Origin of the sequence: Polaribacter staleyi (assembly GCF_038024045.1) — a bacterium.
Lineage (GTDB): Bacteria > Bacteroidota > Bacteroidia > Flavobacteriales > Flavobacteriaceae > Polaribacter > Polaribacter butkevichii.
On sequence record NZ_CP150665.1, the window covers coordinates 1,337,490 to 1,358,717 of the forward strand.

Sequence of the window (21,228 nt, forward strand, 5' to 3'; positions counted from 1 at the left end):
TAAATGATAAACCTCTCGACTGCGCTCGAGAAGAAATAAAAAAAGTTGAATTGAATAGTGTAATAAGTTACAGTAAACAATTCAACTTTTAAAAAATTTTAACGTTTAAACGTTTATTTAGAAACTTTTTTCCATTTCGTCTTTAGGACCAACTAGAATTTTTTCATAAGATCTCATACCTGTACCTGCTGGAATTCTCTTACCAACAATTACATTTTCTTTTAATCCTTCTAAAGTATCTATTTTACCACTTACAGCAGCTTCGTTTAATACTTTTGTAGTTTCCTGGAAGGAAGCTGCAGAAATAAACGATTTTGTTTGTAGTGATGCTCTTGTAATACCTTGTAAAACTTGCTCTGCCGTTGCTGGTTTAGCATCTCTTGCTTCTACTAAGTTCTGATCATTTCTTCTTAATAAAGAATTTTCATCTCTTAATTGACGTGCAGAAATAATTTGACCTGGTTTTAAATTTTCAGAGTCTCCAGCATCTTCAACAACTTTCATTCCGTAGATTGCATCGTTATCTTTGATAAAGTCAATTTTATGAATTAATTGATTCTCTAAGAATAAAGTATCTCCAGAATCTATAATTTTAACTTTACGCATCATTTGACGAACAACAACTTCAAAATGTTTGTCGTTAATTTTTACACCTTGTAAACGATATACTTCTTGTATTTCATTTACCAAGTATTCTTGTACTGCAGATGGTCCTTGAATTCTTAAAATATCTGAAGGAGTTGTAGCTCCGTCTGATAATGGCATACCTGCTTTAATAAAGTCATTTTCTTGAACTAAGATTTGGTTAGAAAGTTTAACTAAATACTTACTAATTTCACCTGTTTTAGATTCAACAATAATTTCTCTATTTCCACGCTTAATTTTACCGAAAGAAACCACACCATCAATCTCAGAAACCACAGATGGGTTAGAAGGATTACGTGCTTCGAACAATTCTGTTACACGTGGTAAACCTCCTGTAATATCCCCTGCTTTACCAGATTTTCTAGGAATTTTTACTAAAGTATGACCTGCTTCTACTTTATCTCCATCAGTAACCATTAAGTGTGCACCTAAAGGTAAACTGTAAGAACGTAAAGCATTACCGTCTTCATCTTCTATAATTAAAGATGCAATTAGTTTCTTGTTCTTAGAATCGATCATTACAATCTCTTGGAAACCTGTTTGCTCATCAACTTCTACAGAGTAGTTAATACCTTGTTGTAAGTTATCAAACTTCACTTTTCCTGCAAATTCAGAAACAATTACACCATTAAATGGATCCCATTGAACAATTACTTCACCTTTTTTAATTGATTTACGCTCTTTATCAAAAATGATAGAACCGTAAGGTAAAATGTTTGTACTCTGAGTAATTCCTGTTTTCTTATCTATAATTTTAATCTCTGCAGTTCTAGATATTACAATATCAATTTCTTTACCGTCATTGTCTTTTCCAACAACTGTACGTAAATCATCGATAACAACTTTACCATCAAACTTAGCTATTAATTTATTCTCTTCAGAAATATTACCTGCAACCCCACCAACGTGGAATGTACGTAATGTTAACTGTGTACCTGGTTCTCCAATAGATTGTGCAGCAATAACACCAACTGCTTCACCAATTTGTACTTTACCAAGAGTAGATAAACTTTGTCCGTAACATTTAGCACAGATACCTCTAGTAGACTCACAAGTTAATGGAGATCTAACTTCTAATTTATCAATTCCTGATTTTTCTACAGCCTCTGCTAATTTAGAAGTAATTGCTTGATTTGCTCCTAAAATAAGTTCATCTGTTAATGGATGATACACATCTTGTAAAGAAACACGTCCTTCAATTCTATCTGATAAAGATTCTACAATCTCATCATTTTTCTTTAATGCAGCAACTTCTAAACCTCTTAAAGTACCACAATCTTCTTCATTAACAATAACGTCTTGAGAAACATCTACCAATCTACGAGTTAAGTAACCAGCATCTGCCGTTTTTAAGGCGGTATCTGCAAGTCCTTTACGCGCACCGTGCGTAGAAATAAAGTATTCTAAAATCGATAAACCTTCCTTAAAGTTAGATAGAATCGGGTTTTCAATAATTTCTCCACCACCTGCTGTAGACTTTTTAGGTTTTGCCATCAATCCACGCATACCTGTTAACTGACGAATTTGTTCTTTAGAACCCCTTGCACCAGAATCAAGCATCATGTATACCGAGTTGAAACCTTGTTGATCTTCACGTAAGTTTTTCATCGATAATTCAGTTAATCTATTGTTGGTAGAACCCCAAACATCAATTACCTGATTGTAACGCTCTTTTTGCGTTAACATACCCATGTTATAGTTACCTATAATGATGTCTACCTCTTTATTGGCTTCATCAATCATAGATTGTTTTTCTTTAGGAATAATGATATCCCCTAATGAGAAAGATAAACCACCTTGAAAGGCAAATTTATATCCCATATTTTTTATTGCATCTAAGAATTCTCCTGTTGTAGGAATATTTGTAGCTTTTAAAATACCACCAATAATTCCACGTAAGTTTTTCTTAGTTAATACCTCATTAATATATCCTGCCGCAGGAGGAACAACTTCATTAAATAAAACTCTACCTACAGTAGTTTTTATAATTTTTCTTACTTGTTCTCCGTTTTCATCAACATCATAAGTTCTAACTTTAATTCCAGCATTTAAGTCTACCATTTCTTCGTTAAAAGCAATAGTTACTTCTTCTGGCGAATAGAAAGTTAAACCTTCACCTTTAATAGGAACTTCTGGTGTAGAAATTCTTTCTTTGGTCATATAGTATAAACCAAGTACCATATCCTGAGAAGGTACAGTAACTGGAGCACCATTTGCAGGATTTAAAATATTATGAGAAGCCAACATTAATAATTGTGCTTCTAAAATAGCCTCTGGTCCTAATGGTAAGTGAACCGCCATTTGATCCCCATCAAAATCGGCATTAAATGCAGAACATGCTAATGGATGTAAACGGATTGCTTTACCTTCAATTAATTTAGGTTGAAAAGCTTGTATACCAAGTCTGTGTAAAGTAGGAGCCCTGTTTAATAAAACTGGATGACCTTTAATTACATTTTCTAAAATATCCCAAACTACTGGTTCTTTTCTATCTATTATTTTCTTTGCAGATTTAACTGTTTTTACAATTCCTCTTTCAATTAGTTTTCTAATTACAAAAGGTTTGTAAAGTTCAGCTGCCATATCTTTTGGCAATCCACATTCAGACAATTTCATTTCTGGTCCAACAACAATTACAGAACGTGCAGAATAATCAACACGTTTTCCTAATAAATTCTGACGGAAACGTCCTTGTTTACCTTTTAATGAATCTGATAACGATTTTAAAGGTCTGTTAGATTCTGTTTTTACTGCAGATGATTTACGAGTGTTGTCAAATAATGAATCTACAGATTCTTGCAACATACGTTTTTCATTACGTAAAATAACTTCAGGAGCTTTTATTTCTACCAATCTTTTTAAACGATTGTTTCTAATAATAACTCTTCTATATAAATCATTTAAATCTGAAGTAGCAAAACGACCTCCATCTAATGGCACTAATGGTCTTAATTCTGGTGGAATAACCGGAATTGCTTTCATGATCATCCATTCTGGATGATTTTCTCTATTTTTCTGAGAATCTCTAAATGCTTCAACTACATTTAAACGTTTTAAAGCTTCAGTTTTACGTTGTTTAGACGTTTCTGTATTTGCTTTATGTCTTAATTCAAAAGACAACCCATCTAAATCGATACGTGCTAATAAATCAATTAAACATTCAGCACCCATTTTAGCGATAAACTTGTTTGGGTCAGAATCATCTAAGTATTGGTTATCTTGTGGTAACTCATCAGCAATATCTAAATATTCTTCTTCCGTTAAGAAATCCATTTTTTGTAATGGTTCTCCTTCCACATTTTTTGCAATACCTGGTTGAATTACTACGTAACGTTCGTAGTAAATAATCATATCTAACTTTTTAGATGGCAGACCTAAAAGGTATCCCATTTTGTTAGGTAATGATCTAAAGTACCAAATATGAGCCACAGGAACTACCAAATTGATATGTCCTACTCTATCTCTACGTACTTTCTTTTCTGTTACTTCTACACCACATCTATCACAAACGATACCCTTGTAGCGAATTCTTTTGTACTTTCCACAAGCACATTCATAATCCTTTACAGGACCAAAAATACGCTCACAAAATAAACCATCTCTTTCTGGCTTGTGTGTACGGTAATTTATAGTTTCTGGTTTTAAAACTTCACCCTTAGAAATTTCTAAAATAGCTTCTGGTGATGATAAACCAATTGAGATTTTGTTAAACTTTTTTACAGTGTATTTCTCTTGTTTTCTTGCCATGTCTTTTAATAAGTATTCAGTTGGCAGTATTCAATAATCAGTAACAAATTGTTACTGATTATTGGTTACTGAAAAAATTTATTCTTCTAATCTAACGTCTAAACCTAAACCTTTAAGTTCATGCATTAATACGTTAAATGATTCTGGTAAACCTGGTTCTGGCATAGTTTCACCTTTTACAATACTTTCGTATGTTTTAGCTCTACCCATCACATCATCCGATTTTACAGTTAAGATTTCTCTTAAGATACTTGAAGCACCATAAGCCTCAAGTGCCCAAACTTCCATCTCACCAAAACGTTGTCCTCCAAATTGTGCTTTACCACCTAATGGTTGTTGCGTAATTAAAGAGTATGGTCCAATAGAACGAGCGTGCATCTTATCATCAATCATGTGACCTAACTTGATCATATAAATGATACCAACTGTTGCTGGTTGATCAAAACGTTTTCCTGTTCCACCATCGTATAAGTAAGTATGACCAAATCTTGGTACACCTGCTGTATCTGTAATTTCGTTGATCTGTTCTAAAGATGCTCCATCAAAAATTGGTGTTGCATATTTAGTTCCTAATTTTTGACCTGCCCAACCAAGAACAGTTTCATAAATCTGACCAATATTCATACGAGAAGGTACCCCTAATGGGTTTAATACGATATCTACTGGAGTTCCGTCTTCTAAGAAAGGCATATCTTCTGCTCTAACAATACGAGCAACAATACCTTTATTACCATGACGTCCTGCCATTTTATCACCAACTTTTAATTTACGTTTCTTAGCAATGTAAACTTTGGCAAGTTTTAAAATACCTGCTGGTAATTCATCTCCTACAGAGATTGTAAATTTTTGACGACGTAAAGAACCTTGTAAATCATTTACTTTAATTTTGTAATTGTGAACTAATTCACCTACTAAATTATTCAATTCTTTATCCGTTGTCCAAGAACCTGTTAAATGCACATAATCATCAACAGAATTTAACATTTTAAGTGTATATTTTTTACCTTTTGGTAAAACTTCTTCACCTAAATCATTATAAACTCCTTGCGAAGTTTTTCCGCTAATAAGCATAAACAATTTGTCTATTAAAACATCTTTTAAACTTTCGAATTTCGATACAAAAGATGCCTCTAACTTAGATACAGCTTCTTTATCTCTTAATCGTTTGTTTTTATCTTTAACAGCTCTTCTAAATAATTTTTTATCAATTACTACACCTCTTAATGATGGAGAAGCTTTTAATGATGCATCTTTTACATCACCTGCTTTATCACCAAAAATAGCACGTAATAATTTTTCTTCTGGAGTTGGATCAGATTCTCCTTTTGGTGTAATTTTACCAATCAAGATATCACCTGGGTTCACTTCTGCTCCAATTCTAATCATTCCGTTTTCATCTAAATCTTTTGTAGCTTCTTCAGAAACGTTAGGAATATCATTAGTTAACTCTTCAGTTCCTAATTTTGTATCTCTTACGTCTAAAGAATACTCATCAATATGTATAGATGTAAATATATCTTCACGAACAACTTTTTCTGAAATTACAATTGCATCCTCAAAATTATACCCTTTCCAAGGCATAAAGGCTACTTTCATATTTCTTCCTAAAGCTAATTCTCCTTTTTGTGTAGCATAACCTTCACAAAGAACTTGTCCTTCTTCTACTCTATCACCTTTTTCTACAATAGGTTTTAGGTTGATGTTTGTTCCTTGATTGGTTTTTCTAAATTTAATTAAGTTATAAGATACTTCATCAGATTCAAAACTTACTAGTTTTTCTTCTTCAGATCTATCATACTTAATTGTAATTTTATTAGCATCTACATAAGTTACCTCTCCGGCTCCTTCTGCATTGATTAAGATACGAGAATCTTTTGCAACTCTACGCTCTAAACCTGTACCTACAATAGGAGATTCTGGTCTTAATAATGGTACTGCTTGACGCATCATGTTAGATCCCATCAAAGCTCTATTGGCATCATCATGTTCCAAGAAAGGAATTAAAGATGCTGAAATTGAAGCAATTTGATTAGGAGCAACATCCATATAATCAATAGCATCTGGCCCAACAACTGGGAAATCACCACCTTCACGAGCAATCACTCTTTCAGCGATAAAACTTCCATCCTCATTTAATTCTAAGTTAGATTGAGCAAATTTCATTCCCTCTTCTTCCTCAGCACTTAAATAGGTAGGTTCTACTGTTTCTACAACACCATCATTAACTTTTCTATATGGAGTCTCAATAAACCCTAAGTTGTTCACTTTTGCAAAAACAGAAAGTGAAGAAATTAAACCAATATTTGGTCCCTCTGGAGTTTCAATTGGACATAAACGACCATAGTGAGTATAGTGAACATCACGTACCTCAAAACCTGCTCTTTCTCTTGATAAACCACCTGGTCCAAGTGCAGATAATCTACGCTTATGTGTAATCTCTGCTAATGGATTTGTTTGATCCATAAACTGAGATAACTGGTTGGTACCAAAGAATGAGTTAATTACAGATGATAACGTTTTAGCATTAATCAAATCGATAGGTGTAAACACCTCGTTGTCACGTACATTCATACGTTCACGAATGGTTCTAGCCATACGAGCTAAACCAACACCAAACTGGCCTGCTAGTTGTTCACCAACAGTTCTTACACGTCTGTTAGATAAGTGATCAATATCATCTACCTCTGCTTTAGAGTTGATTAACTCAATTAAATATTTAATAATAGTTATAATATCTAATTTGGTTAAAACTTTTTGATCAATAGGTTCATTTAACTGAAGTTTAGTGTTCATTCTAAAACGACCAACTTCCCCTAAATTATATCTTTGTTCAGAAAAGAATAACTTATCTATAATACCTCTTGCAGTCTCTTCATCTGGCGGTTCTGCATTACGTAATTGTCTATAAATATGTTCTACTGCTTCTTTTTCTGAATTGGTAGGATCTTTTTGTAGTGTATTATGAATTATAGCATAATCTGCCATATCGTTATCTTCTTTATGAAGTAAAACGGTTTTAGCACCTGCATCAATTATTTCATCAATATGTTCTTTATCTAAAATAGTATCACGATCAAAAATTATTTCATTTCTTTCGATTGATACAACTTCACCAGTATCTTCATCCACAAAATCTTCATGCCAAGTTTTTAAAACTCTAGCTGCTAATTTGCGACCTAATACTTTTTTTAATCCAGCTTTAGATACCTTTACTTCTTCAGCAAGGTCAAAAATCTCTAAAATATCTTTATCTCTTTCAAAACCAATAGCTCTGAATAATGTTGTAACTGGTAATTTTTTCTTTCTATCAATATAAGCATACATTACTTGATTGATATCGGTAGCAAATTCTATCCAAGAACCTTTAAAAGGAATTACCCTAGCAGAATATAATTTTGTACCGTTTGCATGGAAAGACTGTCCAAAGAATACACCTGGTGATCTGTGTAACTGAGAAACCACAACACGCTCTGCACCATTGATTACAAAGGTACCTGAGTTTGTCATGTAAGGAATTGTACCAAGATAAACATCTTGTACAATTGTTTCGAAATCTTCATGTTCTGGGTCTGTACAGTACAATTTAAGACGTGCTTTTAACGGCACACTGTGTGTAAGACCTCTTTCAATACATTCTTGTATTGAATATCTTGGCGGATCTACAAAGTAGTCTAAAAATTCTAATACAAATTGATTTCTTGTATCTGTAATTGGAAAGTTATCCATGAAGGTTTTGTACAAACCTTCTTCACCTCTTTCTTCTGCCTTTGTTTGAAGTTGGAAAAAATCTTGAAAAGATTTTACCTGAATATCCAAAAAGTCTGGATATTCCTTAATCATTTGAGAAGTAGCGAAGTTGATTCTTTCAGTAGTGTTTTTCGTTGCCAAAAGAGAGTATTTTTTTGATTAAAAATCTAAATTAAAATAAAAAACGAATATATACACAAAATGGTTTAGGTCTAAAAACGTTAGTTCTTAGTACCTAAACCTAAATTTGTTTTCCCGTTACGTTCTTCACGTACTCGGGATATGTAGCTTACTTAAGCTCTACCTCAGCTCCAGCTTCTTCTAAAGATTTTTTAAGACCTTCAGCCTCATCTTTAGAGATACCTTCTTTTACTGCTGCAGGAGCACTATCTACAATACCTTTAGCTTCTTTTAAACCTAATCCAGTTAATTCTTTAACTAATTTTACAACTGCTAATTTAGAACTTCCTGCTGCTGTTAAGATAACGTCAAATTCTGTTTTCTCATCTGCTGCATCATCTCCTCCTGCTGCTGGTCCTGCTACTGCTACTGCTGCTGCTGCTGGCTCAATACCATACTCATCTTTTAAAATAGTAGCTAATTCATTAACTTCTTTTACTGTTAAGTTAACTAATTGCTCTGCGAAATCTTTTAATTCTGCCATTTTAATTGTTTTTAAAATTTTGTTTTATTATAGTTTATTTGTGCGCGTAATTATTTTTCAGATAATGTTTTGATAATACCTGAAAGTGTTTGTCCACCTGATTGTAATGCTGAAATAACATTTTTAGCAGGAGACTGTAATAATCCAATGATTTCTCCAATAAGTTCTTCTCTAGATTTAATATCTACTAAAGCATCTAATTGATCATCACCAATGTAAACAGATTCTTCTGCAAATGCACCTTTTAAAATAGGTCTATCTTTAGTTTTCTTTCTGAATTCTTTGATTAATTTAGCTGGAGCATTTGCTGCTTCAGAAATCATCATTGATGTATTACCTTTTAATACTGATGGTAAGTCTCCAAATTCTTTATCTGAAGCTTCCATTGCTTTTGCAAGTAATGTATTTTTAACAACTGATAACTGAACACCTGCTTTAAAACATGCTCTACGTAAGTTAGAGGTAGTTTGTGCATCTAATCCAGAAATATCTGCTAAATATAACGTATTTGTATCTGCTAATACTGCTGTTAAATCTTGTATTACTTGTGATTTCTCTTCTCTAGTCATAATTATAAGTTTTAACGTATTAAACAGCTTTTACATCAACAGCAATACTAGGACTCATAGTACTAGACATAAAAACGCTTTTTACATACGTTCCTTTTGCAGTTGTTGGTTTCAATTTAATGATAGTTTGTATTAACTCGTTTGCATTTTCTTCAATTTTCTTAGCATCAAAAGATACTTTTCCAATTGCTGCATGAACGATACCCGTTTTATCAACTTTAAAATCGATTTTACCAGCTTTTACATCTGTAACAGCTTTTGCAACATCCATTGTTACTGTACCTGTTTTTGGGTTTGGCATTAAACCTCTAGGACCTAAAATTCTTCCTAAAGGACCTAATTTACCCATTACACTAGGCATTGTAATAATTACGTCTACATCTGTCCATCCTCCTTTAATCTTTTGAAGGTACTCATCTAACCCAACATAATCTGCACCTGCTGCTGTAGCTTCTGCTTCTTTATCTGGTGTTACTAATGCTAAAACTTTTACATCTTTTCCTGTTCCGTGAGGTAATGTTACAACTCCACGAACCATTTGATTTGCTTTACGAGGATCTACTCCTAAACGTATAGCTAGATCTACTGATGCATCAAACTTTACATTAGTAATGTCTTTGACTAGCGCTGAAGCTGCTGCTAAATCATAAGATTTAGAGCTGTCTACCTTTGCGTAAGCTTCTTTTTGCTTTTTTGTTAATTTTGCCATTTTACTACTTTTTATAAAGTTTATGCTGGTGCATCTCCTTTTACTGTTAATCCCATAGAACGTGCTGTACCTGCAATCATACGCATTGCTGAAGAAATTTCAAAGGCATTTAAATCTACCATTTTGTCTTCTGCGATCGTTTTAATTTGATCCCAAGTAACTGATGCTACTTTCTTTCTGTTTGGTTCTCCTGAACCTTTTTTAATTTTGGCCGCTTCTAGTAACTGAACTGCTGCAGGAGGAGTTTTTACAAGAAAATCAAATGATTTATCTTTGAAAACAGTAATAACAACAGGTAAAACTTTACCTTGTTTGTCTTGCGTTCTTGCATTAAACTGTTTACAGAACTCCATAATGTTAACACCAGCAGCTCCTAAAGCAGGTCCAACCGGCGGCGATGGATTCGCTGCGCCTCCCTTTACTTGTAACTTAACTACTTTACTAACTTCTTTTGCCATTTTAAAAATGTTTAATGATTTATTTTAAGTTGGAAGCCAAAAAATAAATCGATATCAATATATATTTGTGTAACAATTATATCTTTTCTACTTGCATATAACTTAATTCTAATGGTGTTTTTCTTCCGAATATTTTTACCATTACTTCAAGTTTACGCTTTTCTTCGTTTACTTTCTCTATAGTTCCATCAAATCCATTAAAAGGACCATCTACAACTTTTACAGTTTCACCTACATTAAAAGGAATTGCAATGTTTTCATCTTGTACAGATAATTCATCAACCTTCCCTAACATTCTGTTAACTTCTGCTTTACGCATAGGAACAGGCTCACCACCTTTTACTTCTCCTAAAAACCCGATAACACCAGTGATTCCTTTTATTACGTGAGGTACTTCTCCAGAAAGGTTTGCCTCAACCATAATATAACCAGGAAAGTATACTCTTTCTCTATTTACTTTTTTTCCATTTCTAATCTGAATAACTTTTTCAGTTGGCACGATTACTTGACTAACATAATCAGATAATCCTACTCTAGAAATTTCAGTTTCAATATAAGCTTTTACTTTATTTTCTTGTCCTCCAATGGCTCTAACAACATACCACTTCATTACTGAATCAGCTGCCATAATTAGTTAGATTTAAACATTCCAAAAAAGTTATCTAATCCTGTCTGAAAAACATAATCTATACCAGCGACTGCTAATGCGAATACAATTGTAAAAACAGCGACAGTTACCGTTGTTTTTTGAGCATCCTCTTTAGAGATCCAAGTCATGTGGTTACTTAATTCGTCAAAAGAATCTTTGATATATTGTATAAAGTTCATTTTACTTTTATGTTTTATTGCACGGGCGGAGAGATTCGAACTCCCGACAGCTGGTTTTGGAGACCAGTGCTCTACCGCTGAACTACGCCCGTATTTTATTCATTATTAAAGGCGTTCCGTTAGAAACGGAACACCCTTAGAATTTATTTATCAAACTAATAAATCTTAGTCTAATAATTCAGTTACCTGACCAGCTCCAACTGTTCTACCTCCTTCACGGATAGCGAAACGTAAACCAACATTTAATGCGATTGGCTGAATTAAGTCAACTGTAATTGTTAAGTTATCTCCTGGCATTACCATTTCAACACCTTCTGGTAAATTAATAGTACCTGTTACATCTGTAGTTCTAACATAGAACTGAGGACGATAGTTGTTATGGAATGGAGTGTGACGACCACCTTCTTCTTTCTTAAGAACATAAACCTCAGCTTTAAACTTAGCATGTGGAGTTACAGAACCTGGTTTACAGATTACCATTCCTCTTTTTATGTCTTCTTTTGCAATACCTCTTAATAAGATACCTGCATTATCTCCTGCCTCACCTCTATCTAAGATTTGACGAAACATTTCAATACCAGTAATAGTAGAAGTCATTTTCTCAGCTCCCATACCAATAATATCTACTACATCTCCTGTATTAGCAATACCAGTCTCAATACGACCAGTTGCAACAGTACCACGTCCAGTAATAGAGAATACATCCTCAACTGGCATTAAGAAATCTTTATCAACTTCTCTTAAAGGCTCTTCAATCCAAGCATCAACCGCTTCCATTAATTCTAAAACAGTATCAACCCATTTTTGCTCACCATTAAGTGCACCTAATGCAGAACCAGCAATTACAGGTCCATTATCACCATCATACTCATAGAAAGAAAGTAATTCTCTTACTTCCATATCTACTAATTCGATTAATTCTTCATCATCAACCATATCCACTTTATTCATGAATACAACGATACGAGGAATACCAACCTGACGACCTAATAAGATATGCTCTCTAGTTTGAGGCATTGGTCCATCTGTAGCAGCAACAACTAAAATTGCACCGTCCATTTGAGCAGCACCCGTTACCATATTCTTCACATAATCCGCGTGACCTGGACAGTCAACGTGAGCATAGTGACGATTAGCTGTTTGGTACTCTACATGTGAAGTATTAATTGTAATACCTCTTTCTTTTTCTTCTGGTGCGTTATCGATCTGATCGAAAGATCTAGCTTCAGAGAATCCTGCATCAGCTAATACTTTAGTAATAGCCGCAGTTAATGTAGTCTTACCGTGATCTACGTGTCCGATAGTACCAATGTTTAAGTGTGGTTTCGAACGGTCAAAATTTGCTTTTGCCATGATTCTTAATTTTAATTCTTTAGTTTAAATATATTTAGTGTGTAATACTTTTTAAATTGAGCCAGCGATGGGACTTGAACCCACGACCTCATCCCTACCAAGGATGCGCTCTACCAACTGAGCTACACCGGCTTGCTGGTAATTTTGAGCGAAAGACCGGGTTCGAACCGGCGACATTCAGCTTGGAAGGCTGACGCTCTACCAACTGAGCTACTTTCGCAATAATATGTAAATTGTGGGGAGAGCAGGATTCGAACCTGCGAAGACGTAGTCAACGGAGTTACAGTCCGTCCTCGTTGGCCGCTTGAGTATCTCCCCTTTAATTTACTATTTCAATGAACTTTAAAATTACCCGCGTAATTTTTGTTTTTCTTGAGCCGATGGAGGGACTCGAACCCACGACCTGCTGATTACAAATCAGCTGCTCTAGCCAGCTGAGCTACATCGGCTTTTGCTATAAAAAAGCAACCCGCTATTTCTAACGGATTGCAAATGTACAAAGTTTTTTTACTTTTCAAAACTTTTTTAAATCTTTTTTTACTTTTTTTTGAAATTTTATGAAGTTATAGAGTCTCTATGCTTTTCTTTAGATCTTTTTAACTGTCTTTTTAAGTTGTCTACAGCAGCATTAATGCCTTCTTCGAAGGTTTTTGCTTCTCTTTTTATAATCAACTCGCTTCCTGGAATATTTATTTTAACTTCGGTTATTTTATTTTCTTTATCACTAGTATTTATAACTTTTAGAAAAACTTCTGCGTCAACTATTTTATCATGAAATTTTGTTAATGTTAACACTTTTTCATCTACATATGCTATAAGTTCCTTATCTGCATTAAAATTTACTGATTGCGTGAATACTTTCATACATTACTGTTTTTTATGGCTCCTAGGGTGAGCCTGATTATATACTTTTTTTATAACATCAAGACTATTTTGCGTATAGACTTGAGTTGAAGCTAAAGAAGAATGCCCTAACAACTCCTTAACCGAATTTAAATCTGCCCCTTCATTTAACAAATGTGTTGCGAAAGAATGCCTTAATATGTGTGGGCTTTTTTTCTCTTTCGAAGAGACTTTACTAAAGTAAGTATTAATAATTCTGTAAACAAGAGTTTCATAAATTTTATTTCCTTTTTCGGTTATAAAAAACACTTCTAAACCTTTGTTATAATGCTTCTTTAATTCTTGATAGCTCATTACCGTTTGAACTACAGAACTTAATAAAGGTACAAAACGTTCTTTATTTCTTTTTCCTAATACCTTTATTGTCTTATCTGACAAACTAACGTCTCTTTCTTTTATATTAATTAACTCTGTTCTTCTAATACCTGTTGAATAAAATAATTCTACAATTAATTTATTTCGTACAGATATAAACTCGCTATCTTCTTCTACTTCTATTTGATTTATTACAGCATTAATTTCTTTTGACGTAAAAGGTACTTGTACTTTTTTTTCTGTTTTTAAAGCTTTATGTTTAGAAAGTGGATTTCCTTCTATTTGTTTTGTTTTCTGTAAAAATTTATAAAAGGATTTTAAAGTGCTAACTTTTCTATTAATAGTTCTGTTTGCTATTTTAGAATCTACCAAACTAACAATCCAACTTCTTATTTGTGGATAATGAACTTCTAATAGATTATCTTGAGCATATTCTGTTTCTAAGAAATCTCTAAATGATGTTAAATCGTTTTTATACGCCGTAATTGTATGTACAGAATATTTTTTTTCTAAAGACAGGTATTCTAAAAATGACGCAATCAAATTATTAGTTGTTAGTTGTTAGTTGTTAGTAAAACTACAAAATATTAAACATAAAAAACCCGTATTGAAAATTCAATACGGGTTTTATTTCTAAAATAAGTTATTTCTAACCTACTTCTTCTTGTGTTCTTAATTTCTGAACGTAAGAAGCTTTAATTCTTTGAGCTCTGTTTGCTACAGAAGGTTTTGTGAAGTTCTTTCTTGCACGTAAGTTTTTCATCGTTTTTGTACGATCAAATTTTCTTTTGTAACGTTTTAAAGCTCTATCTATATTTTCTCCTTCTTTAATTGGTATAATTAACATAAGTTGGCACCTCCCTTCATAGTATCTTTATATTTTTGAATAGTATTTAAACTATTGGTTTTATTTTTTGGACTGCAAAGGTAATTACAAATTATGAATTGACAATTAGTTATTCGATTATATTTTAAATATGCTGTTTGCGTTAGGGATTGAAACGGCATCCTTTTTGTTTTTCTACAAAAAGATATAGTGTAAAGCCCGACCTTTTTAGGTAACGCTATAAAAAAATGTTCAGTGTTCAGTGTTAAAAACTAAAAAAATATTGGTTTAAACGCTTAATAACCTTGGCACTTTTAAACCTTAATACTAAGTAGCAGGTTTGTACTCTTTACCGTCGATAACCATTTTAGCGATAATTTCTTTTAAAATTTCTGAGGTTCCTCCACCTATTGGCCCTAACCTACTATCTCTAAGTAAACGTGCCATTGGGTACTCTTCCATATAACCATAACCGCCTAACATTTGTAGTGCATCGTAAATAACTTCGTCTGCCATTTTTGTAGATAGTAATTTGGCCATACTTGCTTCTTTTACCACATACTGACCATCGTCTAAGCGTTTTGTAATTGAATAGTTGTATTCTTTACACATATCTACTCTACTTGCAATCTCTGCTATTTTATGTCTTAATACCTGAAAATTATCTAGCGTTTTACCAAATGCTACACGTTCTTGCATATAATTTAAGGCATAGTCCATTGCAAATTCTGCTCTAGCATGTGCATTAACTGCCATTACCAATCTTTCTAATGCAAAATGTTGCATTATATACGGAAATCCTTTTCCTTCTTCTCCTAATAAATTAGTTGCCGGAATTTCTACATTATCAAAGGCTATTTCTGCCGTATCTGAGGCTTTCCATCCTAATTTTTTTAACATTGTTGATGAAATTCCTTTTAAATTTCTATCAACTACAAAAAGACTGATTCCTTTGTATTTTTCTGAAGGGTCTGTTTTTGCTGCAACTATTAAATAATCTGAAAGAACTCCGTTTGTTATAAATGTTTTTGAACCATTTAAAATATACTTATCCCCTTTTTTAATTGCTGTAGAACGTAAACCTGCAACATCTGATCCTCCAAAAGGTTCTGTAATACACAAACAGCCAATCATATCACCCTCTACACTTGGTGTTAAATATTTATTTTTGATAAAATCATCACCTTCTTTTGTTAAATGTGTCATTGCTAAATATGCATGTGCCCACATTGCTGCTGCAAAACCACCTGAATTAACTTTCTGTAATTCTTCTAAAAAGATAATTGTATAAAATAAATCTAAATTTAAACCACCATGTTCTTCTGGTGTGTTTAAACCGAAATAGCCCATTTCTCCGAATTTTTTCCAGATAAAACGTTCTATACTACCTTCTTTTTCCCATTTATCGACATGAGGAACTACTTCTTTTTTCAAAAACTCTTTAAAACTTGCACGAAACGCTTCGTGCTCTTCAGTAAAATACATACTGTTCATAAGCCAATAAATGTGTTTGTTGTTGTTATTCAGCCATCAAATATAACACTATTCTATCATACTTTTCTAAAGGAAAATCTTTGATATTTTTTAATTCTGAAATATCTTGAAGTTCAGCGACTTCATCTCTGTATTCAAAAATCTTTTTACAAAGCTGATAATCTATATATGGATTCTTTAATAACACTTTGAAGGTGACTGTGTTTACATTTATTTTTTTTATGACTGGCTTATCAATTATTTTAAACGTTGATAATACTTTTTCCGCCACTTCTTTTTCTAACCCCCAAACTTCATATAATTGCGCATTTAAAGAAAAACCTTGTAATTTGTTGCGGTACTTTATAATACGTTCTGAAAAAGCTGCACCAATACCACTAATGGTTTTAAAATCTTCTGCTGTGGCTTTATTGATATCTGTAGTTGAAACTTCCTTTACCTCCTTTTTGTAATAAGCTTGCTTTGTTCTTTGCAATGACAAATTTGAGTTTTGTTTTACAACCCAATCTGGAAATTTAAAATAAGGAGATATTTTATTTAATAAGGAATCTGAAACTTTGGTTATTTTTTGAAACTCTTTGTTAGAATTGACAAATTGATTTGTTTTTCTAAATCTAAACAACCTATCTATTTCATCGATAGACATGCCCAATTGCTCTCCTTTATAATCGGTAATATAATTAGGATTAAAAGGATAAATTTTTGGTTTTCTGTTTTCTATTTCAACAGCCCTAAGACTATCTATTTGTTGATGAAACGACAAAACTTGAGAAGAATTTAAATCTATTTTATCTTTTACTGAGAAATCTCCAAAAAAAATTATTAACTGTAAAACAATAATACATATTGCTAAAAAGAAAACCCCATTTCTTTGGCTTTTGTTGTACCAGAAATGGGATTTAAATATTTTCATAAAAGTTTATTATGCTTTTCTAGATTTTATAGCATCCATATATTTATTTAACTCTCCTTTTACCTTAGGCGCAAGAATAATTAAACCAATCATATTAGGCACCATCATTGCAAATACCATTGCATCTGAGAACCCAATTACAGATCCTAAACTTGCTGCAGCACCCACTACAACAAAAATACAAAAGATAATTTTATAGGTATACTCCATTTTTTTAGATCTTCCGAATAAAAACACCCAACCTTGAAAACCGTAGTAAGACCAAGAAATCATAGAACTAAAAGCAAATAATACTACTGCAACCGTTAATACATAAGGAAACCAAGAAATTGCAGATTCAAAAGCACCTGATGTTAATAAAATTGCTTGTGCATCGTTTAAAGAAGCATTTTCTGCTGCTACGTTACCTGTTATAATCAACACTAAAGCTGTCATAGTACAAACTACAACCGTATCTATAAATGGCTCTAATAAAGCAACCATACCTTCACTTGCTGCGTATTTTGTTTTTACTGCTGAGTGTGCAATAGATGCAGAACCAATACCTGCTTCATTAGAAAAAGCAGCTCTTCTAAATCCTTGTACTAAAACTCCAACTGCCCCACCAGCAACTCCTTCTGGACTAAAAGCTCCGTAAAATATTTGAGAAAAAGCATCTCCAATCATATCATAATTAACAAAAATCACAAATAAAGAGGCCGCTACATAGATTGCTACCATAAAAGGAACAATTTTATCGGTTACTTTTGCTATTTTTTTAATTCCTCCAATAATTACAATTCCTACAAGAATTGCCATTACCAATCCAAACAACCAACCTTTACCTACTAAAAATGATTCTGAACCACCTGTAATGTTTTGTACTAATTGAAACGCTTGATTTACTTGAAACATGTTTCCTCCTCCAAAAGAACCACCAATTACAAAAATGGCAAACAAGGTTGCTAATATTTTCCCTAAAGTTTTATTTTTCATCCCTTTAGTTAAATAATACATAGGCCCACCATAAACGGTTCCGTCCTCCTCAATATCTCTATATTTTACACCTAGTGTACATTCTACAAACTTAGACGACATCCCTAAAAAACCTGCAACAATCATCCAAAAAGTAGCTCCCGCACCACCAATAGAAACCGCAATTGCAACTCCTGCAATATTACCCAAACCTACTGTTGCAGATAAAGCTGCTGTTAATGCCTGAAAATGAGAAACCTCACCTGAATGCCCTTCTATTCTTATGGTATCTGGATTATCTTCTTCATCTGTAAATTGAGATTTAGCAATTTCTACATTATGATCTACCCTGTCTTCTAAGTCATCATACTCTCCTCTAACAATATTTATAGAGGTAAAAAAGCCTTTAAAATTTATAAAATTAAAATAAACAGTAAAATATAAGGCTCCTAAAATTAGCGGAAATAATACCCAGTAAATACTTACATTATCTGTAAATGGAATTTGATAAAAAATGAAATTAACAAACCAGCCTGTTGCATTACCAAATGCTTCATCAATTTGTTGATCTAGACCTTTTTCTTGAGCAGATGTTAACATTGGTATTGCTAATAAAAGCAACGAAAGGAGTTTTTTATTCATAATTTTCTATTGTTAGTTTTTCAATTAATACGCTGCAATATCCTAAAAAATTGCTCTTTTGACAACTTTTAATCGTTAAATGTGATTTTTACATTATGATATCCTTAAATTTCCGTAAATCTTCTTTAAAAGATTTCGGATAAAACTCTAATACTTTATTTGTTTTTGATAAATCGAAACCTGTTTTTGCAGGTCTTGGAGCAGTTTGATTTAAGGTAGATGTTGATATTGGTTTTATTAAATTTTTATCTAGTTTAAAAGTATCTGCAATTTCTTGCGCTATCTCATAAACACTTAATAATTGGTTTGATGAGATGTTAAAAATACCGGTTGCCTTTTTATCCATAGACAATTTACACGCTAAAGCTAAGTCATCTACATAAGTTGGTGTTCTAAATTGATCGTCTACAATAGTAATTTCCTTACCTTGTTCTAACATACTTTTTACCCAAAGTACAATATTACTTCTACTCATATCAAAAACTTTTCCGTATACCAAAATGGTTCTTAAAACGGTATAATCTATTTTTGTTTTTAATAAAAGTTCTTCTGATTTCAATTTTGATAATCCATAATAACTTAAAGGGTTTGGTGTATCTGTTTCTTTATAATTCCCTTTTATTCCATCAAAAATAAAATCTGTAGAAATATGAATTAAATGAGCATTTAATTTCTCTGAAACTTCAGACAACCATTTAACTACAGTTATATTTAATAAATCACAAGCCTCTTTTTGGTTTTCACAATCATCAACCTGCGTCATTGCTGCCGTATTAATAATAAAATCTGGCTGAATCTCTAGCAATGCTTTTTTAAGTTGATCTTCTTCTGTGATATCTATAGAAACATAAGAAAAATCAGTTCTACCACTTCTATTTTCTCCTCTAGAAAAACCAAAAACTTGATACGTTTCTTTTTCTTTAAGTAATAAACTTAATAAAGACTGACCTAACAATCCGTTACTCCCTGTAATCACTACTTTATTCATAAATAAATAGATTCTTTGTTTTATATTTTATAATACTGTTGATTCTAAACATATATTTTATCAAAAATATCATTGCATAAAAAAGCCAATGCTTGCCACATTGGTTTTTGTAATCTTAAAATAATTCTCTTAATTTTATAATTTGCTTTGGCCTACCTAAAACTATTAAATGTGATCCTTCAATTAATTTACAATCTGCTTCAGGATTTATAATATATTCTTTATTAGGTCCAATAAAACCAATAACGGTACAGCCTGTTTGCCTTCTTAAATCTAAATGCAAGAGTGTTTTATTAATATATTTTTTTGGCAAATCATCTACCGCTACTTCCTCTAAATTTGCTGTTGTTTCTCCTTCTATTGTTAACCTATCTACAAACTCTATAACATCTGGTGTAGTTACCAAAGAAGCCATATGATCTCCTCCTAACTTATCTGGCATAATTACATTACTTGCACCAGCTATTTTTAATTTACTATAAGAAGACTCATTAGAAGCTCTACTTATCACCTTACAGTCTTTATTTAATTGACTTGCTGTTAAAACCACAAATAAATTATTAGCATCAGATGGTAGTGCAGTAATTAAAAAAGCTGCACTTTCTATACCTGCCTTTAATAAGGTTTCATCTAAAGTAGCATCTCCATTAATATTTAAAACCTCTGCTGCATCTAAAATTTCTGTTCTTTCCTTATTTTTCTCAACAACAACAAAGTCTTTGTTATAATTTTTTAATTTTAAAATTGCTTGCTTCCCATTTCTTCCATATCCGCAAACAATGGTATGTCCTTTTAAATTGGCTATTTTTTTCTCCACTTTTTTGTGCTTAAAATGTTCAAATAATTTACCGCTAACTAAATACTCTGAGAAGGCCGAAATTGCATACCCAAAAACAGTAATACTGGTTAAAATTAAAAAAATTGTAAAAACTTTTTCTTCTGGAGAAAAAGGTCTTAACTCACCAAAACCAACGGTGGTTACCGTAATTACGGTCATATACAAGGCATCTATAAAAGAATAATGAGAAAGCCCCATATACCCTATTGTACCAATCGATAAAATAGTAACAACTAATAATAACGTTTTATTTATTTTAGATTCTAATACATTTATCTTCATATATTATAAGTCAAAAACAGAACTTCTTTTGGTATACACCATATCTTTTAATTTTAATAAAAAAGCCAATGTTAAATAAAATCCAAAAGACAGGCCTACTGTAAAAAAAGTAACATAAATAAAAAACAAACGCACATTTAAAGCCCTCATTCCTATTCTATCAGCTAATCTCGAAGAAACATGAAACCCATTTCTCTCAAAAAAATGTCTAATATTATCTATCATTTATATTGTAATAATTAGATGCAAGATACTATTTTATGGTTTGATAACAACATTTTTTAATTCTCACTTTTAAGGAAACCTTATTTTTATAAAAAGTTTAATACTAAAAGCATTATACAATCGTCCTT

General features: G+C 32.4%; 18 protein-coding genes and 5 tRNA genes. All 23 read right to left on the bottom strand.

Translation table 11 applies throughout. From position 1 onward, the window contains the following. Window positions 1–117: 117 nt before the first annotated feature. Window positions 118–4,392, bottom strand: coding sequence for a DNA-directed RNA polymerase subunit beta' (gene rpoC / locus WHD07_RS05860; RefSeq protein WP_105050525.1), 4,275 nt, complete (start codon window positions 4,390–4,392; stop codon window positions 118–120). A 78-nt stretch (window positions 4,393–4,470) separates the two neighbouring features. Next, window positions 4,471–8,280 carry a DNA-directed RNA polymerase subunit beta gene (gene rpoB, locus WHD07_RS05865; RefSeq protein ID WP_343330439.1) on the bottom strand — a complete coding sequence of 1,270 codons (3,810 nt, stop codon included), beginning with the start codon at window positions 8,278–8,280 and terminating at the stop codon, window positions 4,471–4,473. Between the two features lie 148 nt (window positions 8,281–8,428). Continuing rightward, entirely contained in the window at window positions 8,429–8,803 is a 375-nt protein-coding gene (rplL, locus tag WHD07_RS05870; RefSeq protein ID WP_105050523.1) for a 50S ribosomal protein L7/L12, read from the bottom strand. A gap of 50 nt (window positions 8,804–8,853) precedes the next feature. After that, the gene (gene rplJ, locus WHD07_RS05875) at window positions 8,854–9,372 is read right to left on the bottom strand and encodes a 50S ribosomal protein L10 (RefSeq protein WP_105050522.1); all 519 of its coding nucleotides are present in this window, start codon (window positions 9,370–9,372) and stop codon (window positions 8,854–8,856) included. A gap of 19 nt (window positions 9,373–9,391) precedes the next feature. Next, window positions 9,392–10,081 (bottom strand): 50S ribosomal protein L1, encoded by a 690-nt coding sequence (gene rplA / locus WHD07_RS05880; RefSeq protein WP_105050521.1) that lies wholly within the window; start codon window positions 10,079–10,081, stop codon window positions 9,392–9,394. Between the two features lie 20 nt (window positions 10,082–10,101). Next, window positions 10,102–10,539 carry a 50S ribosomal protein L11 gene (rplK, locus tag WHD07_RS05885; protein ID WP_105050520.1) on the bottom strand — a complete coding sequence of 146 codons (438 nt, stop codon included), beginning with the start codon at window positions 10,537–10,539 and terminating at the stop codon, window positions 10,102–10,104. A gap of 76 nt (window positions 10,540–10,615) precedes the next feature. Next, window positions 10,616–11,167, bottom strand: a complete 552-nt coding sequence (gene nusG / locus WHD07_RS05890) for a transcription termination/antitermination protein NusG (protein ID WP_105050519.1) — start codon at window positions 11,165–11,167, stop codon at window positions 10,616–10,618. A gap of 2 nt (window positions 11,168–11,169) precedes the next feature. Continuing rightward, on the bottom strand, window positions 11,170–11,367 hold the full coding sequence (secE, locus tag WHD07_RS05895; RefSeq protein ID WP_105050518.1) for a preprotein translocase subunit SecE: 198 nt from the start codon (window positions 11,365–11,367) through the stop codon (window positions 11,170–11,172). Window positions 11,368–11,387: 20 nt separating this feature from the next. Beyond that, a tRNA-Trp gene (locus tag WHD07_RS05900) sits at window positions 11,388–11,459 on the bottom strand. Window positions 11,460–11,532: 73 nt separating this feature from the next. After that, complete coding sequence (tuf, locus tag WHD07_RS05905; protein ID WP_105050517.1) at window positions 11,533–12,720, bottom strand: elongation factor Tu; 1,188 nt, start codon at window positions 12,718–12,720, stop codon at window positions 11,533–11,535. Between the two features lie 59 nt (window positions 12,721–12,779). Further along, window positions 12,780–12,852: transfer RNA gene (locus tag WHD07_RS05910), tRNA-Thr, on the bottom strand. Between the two features lie 15 nt (window positions 12,853–12,867). Continuing rightward, a tRNA-Gly gene (locus tag WHD07_RS05915) sits at window positions 12,868–12,940 on the bottom strand. 16 nt (window positions 12,941–12,956) lie between these two features. After that, window positions 12,957–13,038 (bottom strand) — tRNA-Tyr (locus WHD07_RS05920). 57 nt (window positions 13,039–13,095) lie between these two features. Then, window positions 13,096–13,169 (bottom strand) — tRNA-Thr (locus tag WHD07_RS05925). A gap of 106 nt (window positions 13,170–13,275) precedes the next feature. Beyond that, on the bottom strand, window positions 13,276–13,584 hold the full coding sequence (gene hpf, locus WHD07_RS05930; RefSeq protein ID WP_105050516.1) for a ribosome hibernation-promoting factor, HPF/YfiA family: 309 nt from the start codon (window positions 13,582–13,584) through the stop codon (window positions 13,276–13,278). 3 nt (window positions 13,585–13,587) lie between these two features. Further along, on the bottom strand, window positions 13,588–14,481 hold the full coding sequence (locus WHD07_RS05935; protein WP_343330440.1) for a tyrosine-type recombinase/integrase: 894 nt from the start codon (window positions 14,479–14,481) through the stop codon (window positions 13,588–13,590). A gap of 106 nt (window positions 14,482–14,587) precedes the next feature. After that, complete coding sequence (gene rpsU / locus WHD07_RS05940; RefSeq protein WP_105050514.1) at window positions 14,588–14,785, bottom strand: 30S ribosomal protein S21; 198 nt, start codon at window positions 14,783–14,785, stop codon at window positions 14,588–14,590. A gap of 306 nt (window positions 14,786–15,091) precedes the next feature. Further along, entirely contained in the window at window positions 15,092–16,258 is a 1,167-nt protein-coding gene (locus WHD07_RS05945; protein WP_343330441.1) for an acyl-CoA dehydrogenase family protein, read from the bottom strand. Window positions 16,259–16,283: 25 nt separating this feature from the next. Then, a complete protein-coding gene (locus WHD07_RS05950) occupies window positions 16,284–17,171 on the bottom strand; it encodes a helix-hairpin-helix domain-containing protein (protein WP_343330442.1) in 888 nt (295 codons plus the stop codon). Between the two features lie 9 nt (window positions 17,172–17,180). Continuing rightward, window positions 17,181–18,767 carry an alanine/glycine:cation symporter family protein gene (locus tag WHD07_RS05955; RefSeq protein ID WP_105050511.1) on the bottom strand — a complete coding sequence of 529 codons (1,587 nt, stop codon included), beginning with the start codon at window positions 18,765–18,767 and terminating at the stop codon, window positions 17,181–17,183. A gap of 88 nt (window positions 18,768–18,855) precedes the next feature. Beyond that, on the bottom strand, window positions 18,856–19,755 hold the full coding sequence (locus WHD07_RS05960) for an SDR family oxidoreductase (protein ID WP_343330443.1): 900 nt from the start codon (window positions 19,753–19,755) through the stop codon (window positions 18,856–18,858). 115 nt (window positions 19,756–19,870) lie between these two features. Then, the gene (locus WHD07_RS05965; protein ID WP_105050509.1) at window positions 19,871–20,875 is read right to left on the bottom strand and encodes a potassium channel family protein; all 1,005 of its coding nucleotides are present in this window, start codon (window positions 20,873–20,875) and stop codon (window positions 19,871–19,873) included. Window positions 20,876–20,878: 3 nt separating this feature from the next. Further along, entirely contained in the window at window positions 20,879–21,100 is a 222-nt protein-coding gene (locus WHD07_RS05970; RefSeq protein ID WP_105050508.1) for a PspC family transcriptional regulator, read from the bottom strand. Between the last annotated feature and the right edge of the window lie 128 nt (window positions 21,101–21,228).

Bases quoted from the DNA above. Each gene is read 5' to 3' on its own strand.
- rpoC (WP_105050525.1), bottom strand. From the start codon at position 4,392: ATGGCAAGAAAACAAGAGAAATACACTGTAAAAAAGTTTAACAAAATC.
- WHD07_RS05970 (WP_105050508.1), bottom strand. From the start codon at position 21,100: ATGATAGATAATATTAGACATTTTTTTGAGAGAAATGGGTTTCATGTT.
- rplJ (WP_105050522.1), bottom strand. From the start codon at position 9,372: ATGACTAGAGAAGAGAAATCACAAGTAATACAAGATTTAACAGCAGTA.
- secE (WP_105050518.1), bottom strand. From the start codon at position 11,367: ATGAACTTTATACAATATATCAAAGATTCTTTTGACGAATTAAGTAAC.
- nusG (WP_105050519.1), bottom strand. From the start codon at position 11,167: ATGGCAGCTGATTCAGTAATGAAGTGGTATGTTGTTAGAGCCATTGGA.
- rplK (WP_105050520.1), bottom strand. From the start codon at position 10,539: ATGGCAAAAGAAGTTAGTAAAGTAGTTAAGTTACAAGTAAAGGGAGGC.
- hpf (WP_105050516.1), bottom strand. From the start codon at position 13,584: ATGAAAGTATTCACGCAATCAGTAAATTTTAATGCAGATAAGGAACTT.
- rpsU (WP_105050514.1), bottom strand. From the start codon at position 14,785: ATGTTAATTATACCAATTAAAGAAGGAGAAAATATAGATAGAGCTTTA.
- WHD07_RS05945 (WP_343330441.1), bottom strand. From the start codon at position 16,258: ATGAACAGTATGTATTTTACTGAAGAGCACGAAGCGTTTCGTGCAAGT.
- rplA (WP_105050521.1), bottom strand. From the start codon at position 10,081: ATGGCAAAATTAACAAAAAAGCAAAAAGAAGCTTACGCAAAGGTAGAC.
- tuf (WP_105050517.1), bottom strand. From the start codon at position 12,720: ATGGCAAAAGCAAATTTTGACCGTTCGAAACCACACTTAAACATTGGT.
- rplL (WP_105050523.1), bottom strand. From the start codon at position 8,803: ATGGCAGAATTAAAAGATTTCGCAGAGCAATTAGTTAACTTAACAGTA.
- WHD07_RS05955 (WP_105050511.1), bottom strand. From the start codon at position 18,767: ATGAATAAAAAACTCCTTTCGTTGCTTTTATTAGCAATACCAATGTTA.
- WHD07_RS05950 (WP_343330442.1), bottom strand. From the start codon at position 17,171: ATGAAAATATTTAAATCCCATTTCTGGTACAACAAAAGCCAAAGAAAT.
- WHD07_RS05965 (WP_105050509.1), bottom strand. From the start codon at position 20,875: ATGAAGATAAATGTATTAGAATCTAAAATAAATAAAACGTTATTATTA.
- WHD07_RS05960 (WP_343330443.1), bottom strand. From the start codon at position 19,755: ATGAATAAAGTAGTGATTACAGGGAGTAACGGATTGTTAGGTCAGTCT.